Source organism: Aureibaculum koreense, from assembly GCF_034296135.1.
Lineage (GTDB): Bacteria > Bacteroidota > Bacteroidia > Flavobacteriales > Flavobacteriaceae > Aureibaculum.
The window spans coordinates 34,920-53,686 of sequence record NZ_JAXKVV010000025.1 but is presented as its reverse complement, the minus strand read 5'-3'; the positions used below and the strand labels follow the sequence as shown (position 1 = coordinate 53,686).

Annotated in this window: 18 protein-coding genes; 13 read left to right on the top strand and 5 right to left on the bottom strand. The window is 32.6% G+C overall.

What is annotated here, in order from left to right:
- Positions 1-100: 100 nt before the first annotated feature.
- The 3 genes from UMM65_RS15495 to UMM65_RS15485 form a co-directional block, all read right to left on the bottom strand.
- The gene (locus tag UMM65_RS15495) at positions 101-1,606 is read right to left on the bottom strand and encodes a phosphoethanolamine transferase (RefSeq protein WP_321977851.1); all 1,506 of its coding nucleotides are present in this window, start codon (positions 1,604-1,606) and stop codon (positions 101-103) included.
- Positions 1,607-1,768: 162 nt separating this feature from the next.
- Positions 1,769-2,719, bottom strand: coding sequence for a phosphoribosylaminoimidazolesuccinocarboxamide synthase (locus UMM65_RS15490; protein WP_321977850.1), 951 nt, complete (start codon positions 2,717-2,719; stop codon positions 1,769-1,771).
- Between the two features lie 55 nt (positions 2,720-2,774).
- Positions 2,775-3,722 (bottom strand): PhoH family protein, encoded by a 948-nt coding sequence (locus UMM65_RS15485; protein WP_321977849.1) that lies wholly within the window; start codon positions 3,720-3,722, stop codon positions 2,775-2,777.
- A gap of 138 nt (positions 3,723-3,860) precedes the next feature.
- On the opposite strand from UMM65_RS15485, the gene UMM65_RS15480 reads away from it, so the two are divergent.
- The 6 genes from UMM65_RS15480 to UMM65_RS15455 all read left to right on the top strand — a co-directional run bounded on the left by UMM65_RS15480 (position 3,861) and on the right by UMM65_RS15455 (position 9,067).
- Positions 3,861-4,679: an SAM hydrolase/SAM-dependent halogenase family protein gene (locus UMM65_RS15480; protein WP_321977848.1), complete on the top strand. Its 819-nt coding sequence runs from the start codon at positions 3,861-3,863 to the stop codon at positions 4,677-4,679.
- Position 4,680: 1 nt separating this feature from the next.
- Positions 4,681-4,965, top strand: a complete 285-nt coding sequence (locus UMM65_RS15475; protein WP_321977847.1) for a putative quinol monooxygenase — start codon at positions 4,681-4,683, stop codon at positions 4,963-4,965.
- A gap of 165 nt (positions 4,966-5,130) precedes the next feature.
- On the top strand, positions 5,131-5,844 hold the full coding sequence (gene gldF / locus UMM65_RS15470) for a gliding motility-associated ABC transporter permease subunit GldF (RefSeq protein WP_321977846.1): 714 nt from the start codon (positions 5,131-5,133) through the stop codon (positions 5,842-5,844).
- The gene (gene gldG, locus UMM65_RS15465; RefSeq protein ID WP_321977845.1) at positions 5,841-7,481 is read left to right on the top strand and encodes a gliding motility-associated ABC transporter substrate-binding protein GldG; all 1,641 of its coding nucleotides are present in this window, start codon (positions 5,841-5,843) and stop codon (positions 7,479-7,481) included. Before gldF ends, gldG begins: the two co-directional genes overlap by 4 nt.
- Positions 7,482-7,561: 80 nt before the next feature.
- Positions 7,562-8,404: a DUF2911 domain-containing protein gene (locus UMM65_RS15460; RefSeq protein WP_321977844.1), complete on the top strand. Its 843-nt coding sequence runs from the start codon at positions 7,562-7,564 to the stop codon at positions 8,402-8,404.
- 165 nt (positions 8,405-8,569) lie between these two features.
- Entirely contained in the window at positions 8,570-9,067 is a 498-nt protein-coding gene (locus UMM65_RS15455; RefSeq protein WP_321977842.1) for a DUF2911 domain-containing protein, read from the top strand.
- A gap of 56 nt (positions 9,068-9,123) precedes the next feature.
- Here the strand turns inward: UMM65_RS15455 and UMM65_RS15450 are convergent, their stop codons facing one another.
- The gene (locus UMM65_RS15450; protein WP_321977841.1) at positions 9,124-9,981 is read right to left on the bottom strand and encodes an alpha/beta hydrolase; all 858 of its coding nucleotides are present in this window, start codon (positions 9,979-9,981) and stop codon (positions 9,124-9,126) included.
- 141 nt (positions 9,982-10,122) lie between these two features.
- Here UMM65_RS15450 and UMM65_RS15445 point away from each other — a divergent pair, with 141 nt between their 5' ends.
- The 5 genes from UMM65_RS15445 to UMM65_RS15425 all read left to right on the top strand — a co-directional run bounded on the left by UMM65_RS15445 (position 10,123) and on the right by UMM65_RS15425 (position 15,545).
- A complete protein-coding gene (locus UMM65_RS15445) occupies positions 10,123-10,833 on the top strand; it encodes an alpha/beta hydrolase-fold protein (RefSeq protein WP_321977840.1) in 711 nt (236 codons plus the stop codon).
- Between the two features lie 107 nt (positions 10,834-10,940).
- On the top strand, positions 10,941-12,260 hold the full coding sequence (locus tag UMM65_RS15440; RefSeq protein ID WP_321977839.1) for a hypothetical protein: 1,320 nt from the start codon (positions 10,941-10,943) through the stop codon (positions 12,258-12,260).
- 40 nt (positions 12,261-12,300) lie between these two features.
- Entirely contained in the window at positions 12,301-13,398 is a 1,098-nt protein-coding gene (locus tag UMM65_RS15435) for a carboxylate-amine ligase (protein WP_321977838.1), read from the top strand.
- 117 nt (positions 13,399-13,515) lie between these two features.
- Positions 13,516-14,352 (top strand): type 1 glutamine amidotransferase, encoded by an 837-nt coding sequence (locus UMM65_RS15430; RefSeq protein ID WP_321977837.1) that lies wholly within the window; start codon positions 13,516-13,518, stop codon positions 14,350-14,352.
- The gene (locus UMM65_RS15425) at positions 14,349-15,545 is read left to right on the top strand and encodes a hypothetical protein (RefSeq protein WP_321977836.1); all 1,197 of its coding nucleotides are present in this window, start codon (positions 14,349-14,351) and stop codon (positions 15,543-15,545) included. The genes UMM65_RS15430 and UMM65_RS15425 overlap by 4 nt, the downstream gene beginning before the upstream one ends.
- Before the next feature lie 61 nt (positions 15,546-15,606).
- Here the strand turns inward: UMM65_RS15425 and UMM65_RS15420 are convergent, their stop codons facing one another.
- A complete protein-coding gene (locus UMM65_RS15420; protein ID WP_321977835.1) occupies positions 15,607-15,951 on the bottom strand; it encodes a single-stranded DNA-binding protein in 345 nt (114 codons plus the stop codon).
- 449 nt (positions 15,952-16,400) lie between these two features.
- Between UMM65_RS15420 and UMM65_RS15415 the strand changes: the two genes are divergently transcribed.
- Both UMM65_RS15415 and UMM65_RS15410 read left to right on the top strand, forming a co-directional pair.
- Positions 16,401-17,225, top strand: coding sequence for an alpha/beta fold hydrolase (locus UMM65_RS15415; RefSeq protein WP_321977833.1), 825 nt, complete (start codon positions 16,401-16,403; stop codon positions 17,223-17,225).
- Between the two features lie 157 nt (positions 17,226-17,382).
- The gene (locus UMM65_RS15410) at positions 17,383-18,729 is read left to right on the top strand and encodes an MATE family efflux transporter (RefSeq protein ID WP_321977831.1); all 1,347 of its coding nucleotides are present in this window, start codon (positions 17,383-17,385) and stop codon (positions 18,727-18,729) included.
- Positions 18,730-18,767 lie beyond the last annotated feature (38 nt).

Here is an 18,767-nt window from a genome sequence, read left to right as displayed (position 1 = left end):
TGCTTTGAGCATTCATAAGAGCCTTTAGTTCTGATTCACTCTCTTTAATGTGTAAGTCTATTTGTTTTGCCATAAGGCAATTTACAAATAATTGAGTAAATTAACAAGAGAAATGGTATAAATCATCTACCATAAATGGTTTATTTACATTTGACTTTATAATTTCTACACGTTCGGAATCCATCGCTTTAAAAGAAGGAGACATCCATAATAAAAATGGAATCTCAACATTAGACTTGGGTATTGATTTTATGTAACTATGACCATATAAATCCAATTCGTCATATACATTTTCACCATGGTCAGAGGTATATATGGAAGAAGCAATCAAATCTGGATTCTCTATACTATGTTTACTAATCATATCAAAAATACTGTCCAATATAAAATCATTGTACAAAATAGAATTATCGTATTGGGCAATTATTCTTTCTTTAACACCGTCACCTTTATAAACATTAAATTTTTTTGGATATCTACTATAATATTTAATATGGTTACCCAGTAAATGCAAAATAATAAGTTTTTTTGAAGCTTTATCTTTTAAAGCTTTGGCAAATGGTTTTAATAATTTTTCGTCATAAGAACTTTTTATATCACTTTCGTAAGTAGAATTGCTTGTTAAATTTACAAATGTAGAATTTGTGGCCTTATTGTAACCTATTGCACTGATCAAACTTTCAGATACTCCAATGGGAGGTTGATTGGAAATCCAATACGTATCAAATCCAACAGCATGGAAAATATCTATTAAATCCACTCTCATATCATAATCCAACTCATTCTCCACATTTGAATTGGTTATCATTGAAAGTACTGCTGCTAAAGTATATGAGTATGCTGATACCGCATCATTAAAAATAATAATATCTTCTCTAGATTTTAGTTTGGGGTTGGTATCTCTGTGGTAATTATATAATGACATATGGTTTTTAGAGGCCGACTCACCAATTATTAAGACAAAGAGCTGCTTATCATTATTCATGGTCCGAACGGCATCAACTTCTTTCAAACTGTTGTTTTTTAAGGCTTTACGATAATCTTTCATTTCGGTTGAAAAAGCATGTGAAACTCTAACAAAGTTTGGTGTCAGTCTTACTAAAAACCTATCAATAGGGTAATAAAAATACATTCCAATTATAAAGCCTACCAATAACATCAATAAATATTTGTAATTTGAATTATAAACTCGTGAGGGCGATTTTAAAGCAAGTAAAAACAATATGAAATAAGGAAGTACCAGTATAATTGATCTTAAACGAATTACACTTAAAAATTCAGTAGCTTCATCATAATTAGTATTTGAAAATGCCACTAAACTGGCAATGGTAACGGGACCTTTTAACACTAGCCAGTGTGCAATCTCCAAAAGACCGATAACAAAAAATAAAACAACCGCTATTTTATAAAAAATCTTTTTTCCTGTTAATTGATAGGGAATTGTAAATAACGGAAGCCAAATTATACTTACAAATAATTCGTACCATTTATTAGATACCGAGAAATCAACAAAATATCCAACAAAAATCGGTATCAAAACCAATAATGTAAGATACCTTGGATAAACACTCTTAAATAACTTTATATGCTCTTTGAATTTAATCATAAATTATCCCTTCATAAACCACAAGCATTATTTTTAATATTCAATATATTATGCTTTACCGTTCCACCACGGTACTATAACATAAATATGCGTGCTTTATTTTGATTTAATGTTAACAAAAATTGGGATTTGATCGATTTTAAATGATTATGATTAAGTATATTATAATTTGCTCAAATAATTATTTATATTATTCTCAATTCTATTTATAATATTGACAGTATCAGATTTTACAAATGTTTCTCCGGTAATATTTTCATACAATTCTATGTATCTCTCGGAAATTTCTAAGACCTTAGCATCTGTCATTTCTGGAACATTTTGCCCCTCCAGACCTTGAAATCCGTTGGCTATTAACCATTGTCTTACAAATTCTTTTGATAATTGTTTTTGAGCTTCACCCCTAGCCTGTCTTTCTTCATAGCCATCTTTATAAAAATAACGCGAAGAATCGGGGGTATGTATTTCATCAATTAAAACAATTTTTCCATCACTGGTTTTGCCAAACTCGTATTTGGTATCCACTAGAATCAAACCACGTTTAGCAGCAATTTCAGTTCCCCTTTTAAAAAGGGCTTTTGTATAACTTTCCAGCACTACATAATCCGATTCGCTTACAATTCCTTTTGAAATGATGTCTTTTCTAGAAATATCTTCATCATGGTCGCCTTCTTCGGCTTTGGTTGCCGGGGTTATAATAGGTTCTGGAAACTTGTCATTTTCTTTCATGCCCTCAGGCATCGCAACCCCACAGAGCATTCTTTTACCTAATTTATATTCTCTCGCTGCATGTCCTGATAAATAGCCCCTGATTACCATTTCTACCTTAAATGGCGTACAAAGGTGACCAATAGCCACATTTGGGTCAGGTGTTGCTAAAAGCCAATTTGGGACAATATCGGCTGTAGCATCCATCATTTTCGTTGCTATCTGATTTAATATTTGACCTTTAAACGGAATTTGTTTTGGCAATACCACATCAAAAGCCGAAAGCCTATCTGTGGCTATCATTACCAAAAGTTTATCATCAATATTATAAACCTCACGTACTTTTCCGCGGTAAACGGATTTCTGTTTAGGAAAATTAAAATTTGTATGGTTAATAGTGTTCATAGACATGATATTTAAGATTTTACCGAATAATGTAAACTGCCGACTGAAGATTTATTTATTCCGTTTCTATACTTTTATAGGCGGTTATTATCTCTTTAACCAATCTGTGGCGTATCACATCTTTATCATCAAGATAGACAATACTTATACCATCTATATCTTTTAATGCTAAAATAGATTCCTTTAAGCCAGATACTTGTCGTTTAGGCAAATCAATCTGACCAGGATCTCCGGTTATAATAAATTTGGCGTTTTTTCCCATTCTGGTCAAAAACATTTTCATTTGGGCGTGTGTAGTGTTTTGAGCCTCATCTAATATTACAAAAGCATTATCTAAAGTTCTACCTCGCATAAAAGCCAAAGGAGCAATTTGGATAATACCGCTCAGTATATAAGTTTCTAATTTTTCATAAGGAATCATGTCGCGTAAAGCATCATAAAGTGGTTGCATGTACGGGTCCAATTTCTCCTTTAAATCGCCTGGTAAAAAACCTAAATTCTCACCTGACTCTACCGCAGGCCTAGTTAAAATAATACGCTTTACCTCTCTGTTTTTCAAAGCACTAACAGCAAGTGCAACTGCAGTATAGGTCTTTCCTGTCCCAGCTGGCCCAACAGCAAAAAGCATATCGTTTTTTTGCATATCGGCAACCATTTTTCGTTGGTTTTCCGTTTGGGCTTTAATCAATTTTCCCCCAACTCCATGTACTAAAACATCTCCATTTTTTTTACCACTTTTTTGAGGGGTACCGTTAGAAGTCAACAACTGTTCGATACTGTTTTCGTCTAGCTTATTGTATTTATTAAAATAGTTGATAAGCATTTCAAGACGTTTTTCAAATTCGTCAAGTAATTCTTTTTCACCATAAATTTTAATTTTATTACCTCTGGCAACTATCTTAATTTTTGGAAAGTATTTTTTTAGCTGTTCTATATTACTGTTATGGGTTCCAAAAAAATCTTTTGGACTTATTTCCGTTAATTCTATAATTCTTTCGTTCAAATTACAACTATTTTTATGATTATCTAAAACTGCTCAAAAATAATATGGTTATCCATAAGATATTGATTAGTTTTGCAATACAAATTTAACAATTAAAAAGGTTATTAATCACGCTATTTTTCAATAAGTAATCAACAAATGTCTTTAATAACGTTAACTACGGATTTTGGTACAAAAGACCACTTTGTTGGTGCTATAAAAGGTGCTATTTATAGTGAGCTTAACGACGCCAAAGTGGTTGATGTTTCACATCAAATTACCCCATTCAATATAACCGAAACGGCATATATTTTAAAAAATGCTTATAGGAACTTTCCGAAGGGAAGTATTCATATAATTGATGTTGATTCAGAACTAAGTGTTGAAAACAAACATATTGCCATTGCCTTAGATGGCCATTATTTTATTTGTGCTGACAATGGTGTTATTTCTATGATAGCCTCAGAAATTAAACCTGATAAAATGGTTGAAATAACCATTCACAACACCTTAACAAGCTCTTCCGCTTTTGTAAAAGTGGCTTGTCATATTGCTAGGGGCAGCACCCTAGAAGTAATAGGGAAACCTATTAATGAATTTAAGCAATTAAACGAAGTCTATCCTTATATAAATAAGGAGCAAAACCAAATTGTAGGTACAATAATTTACATCGACAATTATGGAAATGTAATTTGTAATATCACCCAAAAGTTATTTAATGATGTGGGTAAAGGCCGCCCATTTGAAGTAAGTGCAAGGCATTATAACTTTAAAAAAGTATTTAAAAAGTACAATGAAATTATAAATTTTGAAGTCCCTCAAGAAAAAAGACAATATGATGGTGAAAAATTGGCATTATTTAATGCTTCGGATTATTTGGAAATTGCCATATATAAAAGTAATTTAAAATCAGTTGGTGGTGCTTCTACACTATTGGGATTGGATTATAGGGATTCGATAACTGTAAGATTTTTATAAAATGTTGATAAGAATAGTAAAAATGAGTTTTAAAGCGGATAAAATTGAAGAATTCTTAAGTACTTTTAAGGTCCATAAAACAAAAATAAGAAATTCTGAAGGTTGTTGTCATTTGGAACTTTTGAGAGATAAAAATAATGTAAACATCTTTTTTACCTATAGTCATTGGAAGGACGAACAAGATTTAGAAAATTATAGAAATTCTGATCTATTTAATGAAGTTTGGGCCAAAACCAAGGTCTTATTTAACGATAGACCCGAAGCATGGAGTTTGGAGAGATATTAGACTTTAGAGGTGAGATATTAGATGAAAAAGTTTGAAGACCGCAGAAGGATGTGAAATAAATGAAAAAACAAGTAAATTTTATTATAAGTATTGTCCCCTTGAGGGGACTTTAGGGGTGTTTTAAAGGAATTTAAACTTAAAATAACCAAAACAAGGGAATAATCTATGTTATCAATTTTAAAAAAAGAACTCAACTCATTTTTTGCCTCGCCCATTGGGTACTTGGTAATTGCTGTGTTTTTAGTGATTAACGGTTTGTTCTTATGGGTATTTAATGGTGATTTCAATATTCTTAATGCAGGTTTTGCCGACTTAAATAGTTTCTTTTTTATAGCTCCATGGTTTTTTCTGTTTTTAATTCCCGCCATTACCATGCGGACTTTTTCTGATGAATTCAGATTAGGAACTATTGAAATTTTAAAAACCAAACCGATAAGTAAATGGCAAATTGTATTAGGCAAATTTTTTGGGGCTTTGACATTAATTATATTGGCCCTTATCCCAACACTTATTTATGCTTTCAGTGTTTTAAAACTAGGCAATCCATCAAATAATTTAGACATTGGCACTACTGTTGGGTCTTATATTGGGCTTTTGTTTATTGCGGGTGCTTATTCGGCTATTGGCATTTTTACTTCTACTTTTTCAAATAATCAAATTGTGGCATTTATAATTGCCGTGCTTATTTCCTTTTTTATCTTTTATGGATTTGAAGCCTTGGCAGATATGAACATTTCAGAATCTCTAAGAAGTTTTGGTATGTACGACCATTTTAAAAGCATTAGCCGAGGAGTTATAGATACTAAGGATATTGTTTATTTTCTATCCGTTACCATTTTCTTTTTGTTTCTAACTCGATTAAAATTAGATGCAGAATGAAAAATGATGTTCCTAAAATAATCATTTTAGTTGTTACTTTATTAGCTGCAAATTTTCTGGCAAATAAATTTTATAAACGCTTAGACCTTACACAAGATAAACGCTATACCTTATCAGAAACCACTGTAAATATTGTAGACAGTTTAGAAGAAAACGCCATTATTAAAGTTTATTTAGAAGGCGATTTCCCTTCTGAATTTAAACGATTACAAAACGAAACCAGACAACATTTAGAAGAACTTTATGCCATTAATAATAATATAAAATATAGATTTATAGATCCTTTGGATACGGCAGAAGAACTAATAAAACAAGGTTTACAACCTAGCCGATTATCCGTTCAAGAAGATGGTAAATTGTCTGAAGCTGTTATTTTTCCTTGGGCAACCATAACTTATAAAGGTAAAACCGAAAATATTAATTTATTGGTAGATGTTTCGGTGGACAATCAGGAGGAGCAACTTCAAAATTCCATTGAAAATCTGGAATTTGCCTTTACTGAAGCTATCCACAAGGTTGTTAAAGAAAAAAATCAGTCCATTGCTATATTAAAAGGCAATGGCGAATTGGACGACATTTATCTGGCTAGTTTTTTAAGTCAACTAAATCAATATTATAAATTGGGGCCATTTACTTTAGATTCGGTAGCAAAACAACCACAAAATACATTAGAACAGCTTACCGAATACGACTTGACAATAATTGCAAAACCAGAAGAAAAATTTACTGAAGAAGAAAAATTTGTGTTGGATCAATATATTACCAACGGAGGTAAAACATTGTGGTTGATAGACAATGTAACAGCGGAATTGGATAGCCTAACCAATACTGGCGAAAGTTTAGCTTATAATAAAGACTTGGGTCTGACCGATTTACTTTTCAATTACGGCGTTAGAATAAACTATGATTTAATTAGGGATGCATACAGCTCTACAATTAGATTGGCAGATGGTAATGTGGGTAACAACACCCAGTTTAAAGATTATATTTGGCATTACCATCCTTTTATAACTTCAAAAAACGATCATCCTATTACAAAAGGTGTAGACCCTGTTAATTTAAGGTTTGCCAATACCATCGATACCTTAAAGAACAACATTAAAAAAACCGTTCTTTTGCAGAGTTCCGAGGTTTCAAAGCCTGTTGGTACACCCGTAATTGTTTCGTTAGCGGATATTGAGAAAAAACCTGAGAAAAAAGATTACAATAACGGCTTTCAAATTCTAGGCGTTTTGTTGGAAGGTGAGTTTACTTCCGCGTATGCAAATCGGGTAAAACCATTTGATACCTCTATTTTTAAAGAAAAAAGCGAAACCAACAAAATGGTTATTATCGCCGATGGCGATATTATCGCCAATGAACTGGTAAAGGGGCAGCCTATTGAATTGGGTGTTGATAAATATACAGGTGTCCGTTACGGAAACGCTGAATTTTTAATGAATACCATTAATTACCTATTGGATGATTCAGGATTGTTAGAATTGCGAAACAAAAAAATTCAATTACAATTTTTAGATAAAGAAAAAGCCTATACCGAAAGAACGTTTTGGCAACTAATAAATGTTGTTTTACCGTTGGTAGTTTTAGCTATTTTCGGACTTATTTTTACTTTTCTTAGAAAAAGAAAGTATAGTTAAAATTTTGTTAAAGAAATTTACTAACGTTAGGATTTAGTATCTTTAACAACTATTAACTTAAATAAATCTAAATAACAATTATGAACTACAAAAAACTTTTAATCGTATTCTTATGTTTAGGTACGATGAGCATTACTGCTCAAATCAAAACACCAGCCCCTAGCCCATATTCTAAAGTGATGCAAACTGTTGGGTTGACAGATGTTGAAGTAGAATATTCAAGACCTTCTATGAAAGGAAGAAAAATTTTCGGAGGATTAGAATCTTGGGATGTAGTTTGGCGTACTGGTGCCAATGCCAGAACAAAAATTACCTTTGGCAATGATGTTACCATAGATGGTGATACCTTAAAAAAAGGCACTTATGCAATTTTTACTAAACCCAACCCTGAATCTTGGGAAGTATATTTCTACACAGAGCATGCAGGTAACGGGGCTCCAAGAAATTGGGACGACAGTAAAGTAGCTTTGAAAACTTCTGTTAAACCGTTTCCTATTCCAATGCCAATTGAAACTTTTACAATCTCTTTTGATGATCTAACCGATGATTCCGCAGTATTGGGAATGATGTGGGAAAAAACCTATATTGGTGTTAAATTCAACGTTCCAACTGATGCCATTGCAGCCAAGAGTATTGAAAACGTGATGAGCGGGCCAAGTGCAAATGATTATCATAGTGCGGCAAGCTATTACCGAAATTCGGGTAAAGATTTAAAACAAGCGTTGGTTTGGTCAACAAAAGCGACTGAAATGAACAAAAATGCATTTTGGATGATGCGGGAAAAATCATTGATCCATGCCGCATTAGGCGATAAAAAAGGTGCTATTGAAGCTGCTAAAAAATCATTGGAAGTTGCGGAAAGAGAAGGTAATGATAATTATATAAAAATGAACAAGGAGTCCATTGCGGAGTGGTCTAAATAAAATAATAAAATGTTAAAAACATTTTATTATTTTATTTTTTCCTCACCCAAAAACTACCAAAAAGTAGTTTTTGACCTCTCCAAAGGAGAGGTAATTCAAGATGAAAATTATATCTTATTACGGTAAGAATTAACAAAATTAATATCTAATTAAACAATTCAAAAAATGAAAAAATTAAAACTCTTATTCCTGTTTACTTTAGTGGCATCCATAAGTTTTGCCCAAAAAAGTCCTAGACAACAGGCCAGCGGCACTATTGATGGTGTAAAGATAGAAATTGATTATAGTGCACCAAGCGTAAAAGGCAGAACCATTTGGGGCGGTCTTGAAAAATACGATAAAGTATGGAGAGCTGGAGCTGATAAAAACACAACTATGTCATTCGATACCGATGTAATGATAGCTGGAGAAGAATTACCTGCTGGTAAATATGGCTTCTTTATCATTCCCAAAAAAGATGGGGATTGGACTATCATTTTTAATACTAAAAATGATGCATGGGGTGCTTATGACTACAAAGAAAGTGACGATGCTTTACGTGTAGATATTACTCCAGAATTTGGTAATGAAAATCAAGAACAATTATTTTATGGTATAATGGATGATGAAATAATTTTTGCTTGGGAAAAAGCAAAATTGTCAATTCCCGTTGAAGCTATGTAATTAAAACAAGTGGAAATTATAAACCCAAAACTTTATTAAGTTTTGGGTTTTTTTATTTAGTTTGCTTTTTTAAAATAATTTTCAGGCTGTAGAATATGTTTTACTTCATTTCCAAAAGCCCATCTTATAAATTCAGGAAAAATTTTGCCCCAAGTGGGCAAATCGTGTTTACCATTAATTACTTCAACATATGTAATATCTCCTGATTCGGTATATCCTTTTAAAACCAATTCCTTTATAACATCCTTTGTGTCGTCGATAGCATCAATAATACCATTATTGTTTCTATCGGCACTTTCATCTAAAGTTCCTACTTGCAACCAAAATTTCAAATGTGGACTGTAAATTCCATTTTTTATAACATCTAAAATAATTCTGCTTCTATCGGCTAAATCCTTTTTTACGTACGCTTTTTTACGCCACCAAAAAGAACCGCTAAAAACACCTACTTTACTAAAATGCTGTGGATGGTTGAAAACAATATCAAAAGCTGAAAGTCCGCCTAAAGACATGCCTGCATAGACCCAATCTTCACTATTGTATGATACCTTATACTCTGCCTTTAAAAATGGGATAAATTCCTCAATAATAAATCTGGAATAATTTACAGCTTTTTTGCCTCTACCTTTAAAATCACCTGATGATGCCGTTCCGTATTCATGTATTCTATTTTCATTGGTTTCTACACCTACATAAACAAACGATCTTACTTTTCTATTAAAATAGGAATCAGAAATAGTTTTCTCCAAATCCAAGGTCTTAAAATCTTGACCATCGTTCATCAACAAAACCGGAAAACGTTCTTGCGTATTTCTATAATTTCCAGGTGCCATTAAACGGAACTTAACCTTTCTACCTAGGTTTTTAGAAAAAATATCTCCCTTTAAACTTATAAAATCTATGTTAAAGCTCATTATTCTATTTAAAGTGTGCAATATTAACGATTAAATAAAAATTAAATGATACAGAACCATAAAATAAATTAATTTTGCCGCCGAATGTTGTTGTTATTTAACATTTTTATTTATATTTAACAGAGAAAGACTAAACAACCTATGGCTCAAGTACAGCATACACAATACTATTCAAATACATTAAATAGAAATATTAATCTTGAAGTTACAGGGCATTGGGGACATCCAATATTAATGTTTCCATCTTCGGGAGGAAAATTTACCCAAAATAGTGATTTTGGATTAAATGGGTCGGTTATGAAATATGTTGAAGAGGGTAGAATAAAGCTTTATAATGTAGAAACCATTGATATGTTAAGTTTTTATGCAGATGATCTGCCTTCTGAGGTGAAAATTCACAACTATGAACTATATATGCAGTTTCTCAAAAACGAATTGATTCCATATATACAAGACGAGTGCAATACCCATAGACTGGCCGTTGCGGGATGTAGTTTCGGCGGATACCATGCGGCCAATACCGCTTTTAGGTTTCCCGATGTAATTTCACATTTATTCTCTTTATCTGGTGTATTTAATATTAGAAACTTTACACCAAATTCTGACGATATGCGTATTTACTTTAACTGCCCCAATGAATTTATGGTAGATGAAGAATCATGGAAATACAACCACATGCACATAGTGCTAAGTACTTCCGATTGGGATAGCTGCAAACCTAAAAACGAGAATATGGCAGGTATATTAGAATCAAAAGGGATACCCTATTGGTATGACGAAAAAAAATGGATAGAACATGATTGGCCATTGTGGAAAATGGTTTTTCCCGAATATGTTGAAAAATATTTTTAAAATAACCAATTTTAATTAAAAACATATTTAAAAAATAAACTGAATTAACATTAAAAAGATTTCCGCATTAGCGGGAATGACTTAAAAATTAAAATAAATAAAATATTATGGTAAAAAAAGTTGGAATATTGTTCGGAATGGAAGATACTTTCCCATGGGCATTTATAGATAGAGTTAACGAATTGGGCAATGGTAAAGTTGTTGCCGAAGCGGTACAAATTGATAAAGTACAACAAGGTATAGACTATGGATATGACGTAATTGTCGATAGAATCTCTCAAGAAGTACCTTTTTATCGTGCATATTTAAAGAATGCCTCATTAATGGGCACATCGGTTATCAACAATCCTTTTTGGTGGAGTGCGGACGAAAAATTCTTTAATAACTGTTTAGCATTGCAAATTGGTGTTCCGGTGCCTAAAACTATTTTATTGCCTTCTAATGCAAGGCCAGATGATACTACCGAACAATCATTCAGAAATTTAAAAGCTCCGTTAGATTGGGATTATATTTTTAACTATATCGGTTTTCCTGCTTATATGAAACCTCATGCTGGTGGCGGTTGGAAAAGTGTATATCGTGTTGACAATCCAGATGATCTGTTTCAAAAACATGGAGAAACTGAACAATTGGTAATGATGCTTCAAGAAGAAATTATTTTTGACGATTATTACCGTGTGTATTGCTTAGGACAAAAATATGTGCATATTATGCCGTATGAGCCTAGAAACGAGCCTCATTTACGATATGTTACCGAACCAAAAACTACAGGTGAAGAACATAAAAAATTAATGAAAACCATTCATGATTATACCATTAAGCTAAATAAGGCTTTAGGGTATGATTTTAATACAGTTGAATTTGCCATTAGAAACGGTGTACCTTACGCAATCGATTTTTGTAATCCAGCACCAGATGCTGACATTAATTCTGTTGGTCAGACCAATTTTGATTGGATCGTTGAGCATTCGGCCAAATTAGCTGTTGAAAAAGCACTTGCTCATAAAGCAAAGCAAAACAACACATCTTGGGGTAGCTTTTTAAAAAATGCCGTAGCTCCAGAAAAGCCAAAAAGAAAAACCTCTAAATTAAAAACGGTAACTCAGGCTAAAAAAGATAAAAAAATGGCCGTTAAAAAAGATGCTAAAGCTGGCTCAACAAAAAAGACGGTGACTAAAAAGGCTGCACCTAAAAAAGCGACAAAAGCAAGTCCTAAAAAAGAAGGTAAGGATACATCAACTAAAGTAAAAAGGGTAGTTACGAAAAAAGCAGCACCAAAAATAAAAGTTGCGACAGACAAAAAAACCTCATCAAAAAAAGCAGTGATAAAACCAAAAGCGAAAGCTAATACAAAAACGGCTGTAAAAAAAACAGTTACGAAACCGAAAACAGTGGCAAAACCTCAAACAACACCCAAGAAAAAATAGTGAAAAGTTATAAATCGACTATTAATCTACAACATTAAACATGCATAAATTCACACTGGGCATAGAAGAGGAATTTCAAATTTTGGAAGGTGATACCTTAAAACTCCGTTCTCAAATGTCAAAAATTTTAGAAGGTGGAAAAGTTTTATTAAAGGAACGCATCAAAGAAGAAATGCACCAGTCCGTTGTAGAAATGGGAACCAATGTTTGTGAAAACATTCAAGAAGCCAGAGATGAAGTTTCTTATTTACGCAAACAAATTATTGATTTAGCGGCACAGGAGGGTTTAAAGGTCGCAGCTGCTGGTACACATCCTTTTTCACATTGGAGCGAACAGTTAATTACTGACAATCCACGTTATGATGAGTTGATTGCCGAAATGAAAGATGTAGCCCGTTCCAATCTTATTTTCGGTATGCACGTGCATGTTGCCATACCCAATAGAGATGATGGTTTGCACATTATGAATGTAGCCCGTTATTTTTTACCACATTTATATGCACTTTCTACCAATTCCCCTTTTTGGGAAAGTAGGGAAACAGGGTTTAAATCGTTCCGTTCTAAAATATTCGATAAATTTCCAAGAACGGGAATTCCACCTTATTTTGCGAGTGTTGCGGAATATGATAAGTTCGTTGATATTTTGGTTAAAACCAAATGTATAGACAATGGCAAGAAAATTTGGTGGGATATTCGTTTGCATCCCTTCTACCCTACCGTAGAATTTAGGGTTTGTGATATGGTAATGACCGTTGACGAAGTAGTATGTATTGCCGCAATTATGCAATGTATAATAGCTAAATTAAGCAAATTACATTCAAAAAATCAAAGTTTTAGGTCTTACAGGCGTATTTTAATCAATGAGAACAAATGGCGTGCCGCACGTTGGGGGATAGAAGCCAAACTTATTGATTTTGGTAAAGAAGAGGAAGTTCCTTTTAATAGTTTGATTGAAGAATTATTGGAGTTTATTGATGATGTTGTTGATGAATTGGGATGTAGAACTGAAGTGAATTTTGTTTATCAAATGTTAGAGCAAGGTTCAGGTGCCGATAGACAACTTAAAGTATTTGAAGAAACAGGAGATTTAAAAGAAGTAGTTAAATACATTGTAGAGGAAACGGCAAAAGGTTTATAAAAAAGTTCCCCTCTTTAGAGGGGTTAGGGGTGTGTATTTTTCAATTGCACCTCAAAATTTTGAGAAGTCAAAATCATTATACGTAGCTGTTGAAAATTATTTAGATAAAGAAAAAGAATGTACAATACATATAAAATTGCTGTCTTAGATATGAATGCGGGTCAACCTAACGAGGGTATGCGTTGTATCAACATGTTGGTTGGTCAGTTTTTGGCCAAAGACGGTATTAAAGGAAATTACGATATTTTTGAGGTAAGGGTTAAAGGAGAAATTCCCAAGCTTGAAGATTATGATATTTTTGTTTCCTCAGGTGGTCCTGGTTCACCAAAATTATCAGGAGAAAAATGGGAAAAAGATTATTTACTTTTAATTGATACCATTTTAAGCCATAATTTATTCAATCATCATAAAAAACATCTTTTTTTAATCTGTCATTCATTTCAACTGGCATGTTTGCATTGGGATATTGCCAGGGTAACAAAAAGAAGGTCAACCTCTTTTGGTATTTTACCGATTCACAAAACCGAAAATGGTTTTTCCGAACCGCTATTTGAAGGTTTAGATGATCCTTTTTATGCCGTAGACTCAAGGGATTATCAAGTAGTTATGCCCAAGGAATGGAAATTGAGCAGTTTAGAAGGTAAAATTTTGTGTAGGGAGAAAATTAGACCGCACGTACCATTGGAAAGGGCCGTAATGGCAATACGGTTTACAAAAGAAATTTTCGGCACCCAATTTCATCCAGAAGCTGATGCCGAAGGAATGACACGTTATTTTCAACAGGAGGAAAAACGTAAAATTGTAATCAAAAAATATGGTAAAAAGAAATATTTAAGAATGATAGACCGACTGAATGATGAAGATAAAATTTTAAGAACCAACAGTATAATTATTCCACGTTTTTTAGAAATGGCGGCCGAAAATATTAAACAATCAAAATTAACATCTGTATGATACCCAACTTTCGTAACGCTTTTAATAGTAATTATAAGGAAGAATATTACGAAAAACTACAGCTAGATGTTGCAGATACTTTTGGAGAGGAATGTGCATTTCGCATTTCTGAAACTCCAGTATTTATTGATCGGGAGCTTAAAAGTAAAATCTTTGATGCCTGTAATGCTATTATAGACCAATTATGGGATATAGATTTTGACAAAGTAAGACAAAAATTTATTCCAAAAAGTATACAGTCGCCAACACCAATGGGGAAACCCCATTTTTTAGCAATTGATTTTGGACTCTGTGATGACGGAAACGGTGGTATTATACCTCAATTAATTGAATTACAGGCTTTCCCTACCCTATTCTTTTATCAACCTTTTTTGGGAAAAGCATTTTTAAGACATTATCCTAACATCCCCAAAGAGGGATTTCATTATTTTTTTAGTAACCTCAATGATAAAAGTTATTTAGAGGAAGTAAGAAAAGTCATTCTAGGAGATAAAAAAACTGAAAATGTTATTTTAATGGAACTTTATCCCGAAAAACAAAAAACTAGAATTGATTTTTGGGCAACCAAAAAAGCATTGGGTATTGAAGTAGTTTGTATGACTCAAGTTATTAAAGAAGGCAAAAAATTATTTTATATAAACAATGGTGAAAAAACACCAATTCATCGGATTTATAATCGCGTAATATTGGACGAACTGTTGCAAACAAAAAATTTAAAAACCGATTTAAATCTTAATGATGATGTAGATGTAGAATGGGTCACGCATCCTGATTGGTTCTTCATGATCTCTAAATGTATTATGCCATTGCTAAAGCATAAATATATTCCTAAATCGTATTATTTGAACGATTATCCTTCTGATTTAGAGTTGAGCAATTATGTACTAAAACCGCTGTTCTCTTTTGCGGGAAAAGGAATTAATTTGCATCCCACCCAAGAAACCTTAAATGAGATTAGAGATAAAGAGAATTATATACTTCAGCAAAAGGTTAATTATTCCCCTTTAGTTAAGACCAGTACCGAAAAAAATTCGAAGGTGGAATTGAGAATGTTATACATTTGGGATGAAGATACAGAAAAACTAAAACCCGTTATCAACCTCACCCGAATGAGTAAAGGCGAGCTTATTAACGTTTCGCATCTTACAAAAGATAGTTGGATAGGATCTTCCATTAGTTTTTTTGAAAAATAAAAAAAGCCAAAACAGGATAGCTGTAATGGCTCTTAATTCACTATAATAGTAATCTTTACAATTAGGCACTCTTATTTTTACCTAACATCAATAATTCGTTGACTACAATTTCTGTAATGTATTTTTTATTTCCGTCTTTATCTTCATAACTCCTTGAAGTCAATTTACCTTCAATAGCCACTTCGCTGCCTTTAACTAAATATTTTTCAATAATCTCGGCAGTTTTGTTCCATGCTACTAGATTGTGCCATTGTGTATCCGTAACTTTTTCTCCTTTAACATTCTTATAATGCTCGTTTGTGGCAATAGTAAAACTGGCTTTTTTCTTGCCCGAATCAAATGTCATGATTTCAGGATTGTTTCCTAAGTTTCCAATCAACTGTACTTTGTTCTTTAGTGCGTTCATAATAATAATTTTTAATGTGTTAAACAGTTAAGATTTATCCTCGGACTCGTTCCAAGGCTTTTTAAATTTTGTCAAAATATTGTTTTTTTGATTTTGACACTGCAAACATATAACCACTTGCAAATAGAAGTCGGTTGATAAACAGTTACTTTCGTTTGTAGTCGAATGTAGTCGTTTGTAATTGTTTTTAAAATTATCAAAAGGGCATCTATATACAAAGTGGGACAAGGGATAAGAGATATTTGAAATGAATTCATTTAAGATTTTTATTAAGATTAATTTTTTTTACAACTATTGCTATAGATTTGCTGATTTAAGGTGAATTGTCTCAAAACCTAACATTTCTATTAGAAGATATTTTATATATTGAGCTAATAATTATTTCATTTCGAATACTTTTTAAAGTTAATTATCCCGATTTTAGTAAAATAATTTAAAATATAAACAATATGCCTTTTTTAACACATAGTACTAAAGAACTGAACGTAGAATTATTTTTTGAGGATTATGGTCACGGACAACCAGTTATATTAATCCATGGTTGGCCACTTAGCCATCGTGCTTGGGAACAACAAGTATGGGCTATAGTTGAAGCTGGATACCGTTGTATTGCTTATGATAGAAGAGGTTTTGGAAATTCTTCTTCTCCGTGGGAGTCGTATGATTATTCTACACTTGCAAGCGATTTAAACGCTATTATAAAACAATTAGAATTGAAAGATGTGATATTGGTTGGATTTTCCATGGGTGGCGGCGAAGTTGTTCGCTATTGTACTGATTATGGAACCAAAAACTTGGACAAATTAGCCTTAGTTAGTTCTATTATTCCACTCGTGGCTAAAAAAGATGATAATCCTGATGGTGTTCCTAAAAAGGATTTAGAAGATATTATGGATGCTCTGGAAAATGATCGTGTTGGTTTTCTAAAAGAATTTCATAAAAACTTTTACAATTACGAAAATAATAAAGATAAAATCAGTGAATCACAATTACATTATGACTGGACCATTGCAAGTTATGCATCGCCAAATGCAACTATTAAAGCTGCAAAAGCTTGGGCTGAAACGGATTTCAGGTCTGAATTAAAAAACATAAATATACCTACCTTGATAGTTCATGGTGATGCAGATAATATTGTTCCAAAAGCCACATCGGCCGATCAAGCTGCTGAAGCTATTAAAGACAGCACTTATAAAATCATAAAAAATGGTCCTCATGGATTAAATATTACTCATAAAGAAGAACTCAATAAAATTTTATTGGATTTCTTTTAAAAAAAATTTTCTAATAATTAACTTTTATAAATATCCTTCGTTTTCTTTAAATGGAGGATATTTTGTTATTTTAAACAAATAAAAAATTAAATTTGTGATTCGTTTTATGTAAATCTTTTAAAAACATTTTGTCACCATCTAAATCTTTATCGGTATAATGTCAAACATTTCCTCGCAAGATTTAGGGAACAACCCCATAGGGAAATTACTTATTAGACAAGCAGTCCCCGCATCTATAGGTATTTTGGTAATGTCTCTCAATATTTTGATCGATACCATTTTTGTTGGAAATTGGATTGGTCCAACCGCCATTGCCGCAATTAATGTTGTCCTTCCAGTATCATTTTTTATTGCAGCACTCGGAATGTCAATTGGTATTGGGGGGTCTTCAATTATTTCAAGGGCTTTAGGGGCAAATAATCATGGTAAAGCCTTAAAAACCTTTGGAAATCAAATCACATTAACTATTTTAATAACGGTTATTTTTGTGTTCTTTGGTTTATTGTATATCAATAACATTATTCCGGCATTTGGAGGTAAAGGAGCTATTTTTCAACCTGCTAAAACATATTATAGAATTGTACTTTATGGTGTTCCCATTTTGGCACTTTGCATGATGGGTAATAACGTTATTAGAGCAGAAGGCAAACCTAAATTCGCCATGTATGCCATGTTATTCCCTTCCGTTGGTAATTTACTTTTAGATATACTTTTTATTAAAGTTTTTGATTGGGGCATGGCAGGTGCTGCTTGGGCTACTACTGGTTCTTATGTCTTGTGTTTTTTGTTTATTCTCTGGTTTTTCTTCTCCAAAAATTCAGAATTGAAAATTGATTTCAGGCACTTTGGTTTAAACAAACCTATTGTAAAAGAAATTGCTTCACTCGGTTTTGTAACTTTAGCGAGACAGGCAATTGTCAGTATTACCTATTTACTAATGAACAATATTTTGTTCGATCTCGGTGGAGAAACATCTGTAACAGCATATGCTATCGTTGCAAGAATGTTGATGTTTGCTTTATTTCCCGTTTACGGTATTACCCAAGGTTTTTTGCCCATAGCAGGTTACAATTATGGTGCTGAAAAATACGACCGTGTTAGAACTACAATAAATACTGCAATAAAGTATGCCGTCTTATTAGCTACGATTGTTTTTATATTTTTAATGCTTTTTCCAGAAACCATAACAAGGTTATTTACACAAGATGCTGAAGTTTTAAAAGAAACACCCTCAGCAATGCGTTGGGTGTTTGCTGCTACCCCAATAGTTGCTGTACAATTGATTGGTGCCGCATATTTTCAAGCGGTTGGTAAAGCAACTCCCGCCTTATTGTTAACTTTATTACGACAAGGTTTTTTCTTTATTCCTTTAATTTTTATACTACCAAATTTTTACGGAACACTTGGTGTTTGGTTGGCTTTTCCTATTTCTGATGTTTTGGCAACTATTGTTACTGCATATTTTTTAAATAGAGAAGTGAAAAGGAACTTGAAAGCCATTTAAATAGAATGATAAAGAGGTGAAAATATCTTGTTAAAAAC

What these genes read in the sequence shown, in the direction of transcription:
- gldF (WP_321977846.1), top strand. Translation starts at nt 5,131, where the DNA reads ATGTTATCAATTTTAAAAAAAGAACTCAACTCATTTTTTGCCTCGCCC.
- gldG (WP_321977845.1), top strand. Translation starts at nt 5,841, where the DNA reads ATGAAAAATGATGTTCCTAAAATAATCATTTTAGTTGTTACTTTATTA.
- UMM65_RS15445 (WP_321977840.1), top strand. Translation starts at nt 10,123, where the DNA reads ATGGCTCAAGTACAGCATACACAATACTATTCAAATACATTAAATAGA.
- UMM65_RS15480 (WP_321977848.1), top strand. Translation starts at nt 3,861, where the DNA reads ATGTCTTTAATAACGTTAACTACGGATTTTGGTACAAAAGACCACTTT.
- UMM65_RS15455 (WP_321977842.1), top strand. Translation starts at nt 8,570, where the DNA reads ATGAAAAAATTAAAACTCTTATTCCTGTTTACTTTAGTGGCATCCATA.
- UMM65_RS15415 (WP_321977833.1), top strand. Translation starts at nt 16,401, where the DNA reads ATGCCTTTTTTAACACATAGTACTAAAGAACTGAACGTAGAATTATTT.
- UMM65_RS15420 (WP_321977835.1), bottom strand. Translation starts at nt 15,951, where the DNA reads ATGAACGCACTAAAGAACAAAGTACAGTTGATTGGAAACTTAGGAAAC.
- UMM65_RS15430 (WP_321977837.1), top strand. Translation starts at nt 13,516, where the DNA reads ATGTACAATACATATAAAATTGCTGTCTTAGATATGAATGCGGGTCAA.
- UMM65_RS15435 (WP_321977838.1), top strand. Translation starts at nt 12,301, where the DNA reads ATGCATAAATTCACACTGGGCATAGAAGAGGAATTTCAAATTTTGGAA.
- UMM65_RS15440 (WP_321977839.1), top strand. Translation starts at nt 10,941, where the DNA reads ATGGTAAAAAAAGTTGGAATATTGTTCGGAATGGAAGATACTTTCCCA.
- UMM65_RS15450 (WP_321977841.1), bottom strand. Translation starts at nt 9,981, where the DNA reads ATGAGCTTTAACATAGATTTTATAAGTTTAAAGGGAGATATTTTTTCT.
- UMM65_RS15410 (WP_321977831.1), top strand. Translation starts at nt 17,383, where the DNA reads ATGTCAAACATTTCCTCGCAAGATTTAGGGAACAACCCCATAGGGAAA.
- UMM65_RS15460 (WP_321977844.1), top strand. Translation starts at nt 7,562, where the DNA reads ATGAACTACAAAAAACTTTTAATCGTATTCTTATGTTTAGGTACGATG.
- UMM65_RS15495 (WP_321977851.1), bottom strand. Translation starts at nt 1,606, where the DNA reads ATGATTAAATTCAAAGAGCATATAAAGTTATTTAAGAGTGTTTATCCA.
- UMM65_RS15490 (WP_321977850.1), bottom strand. Translation starts at nt 2,719, where the DNA reads ATGAACACTATTAACCATACAAATTTTAATTTTCCTAAACAGAAATCC.
- UMM65_RS15425 (WP_321977836.1), top strand. Translation starts at nt 14,349, where the DNA reads ATGATACCCAACTTTCGTAACGCTTTTAATAGTAATTATAAGGAAGAA.
- UMM65_RS15475 (WP_321977847.1), top strand. Translation starts at nt 4,681, where the DNA reads ATGTTGATAAGAATAGTAAAAATGAGTTTTAAAGCGGATAAAATTGAA.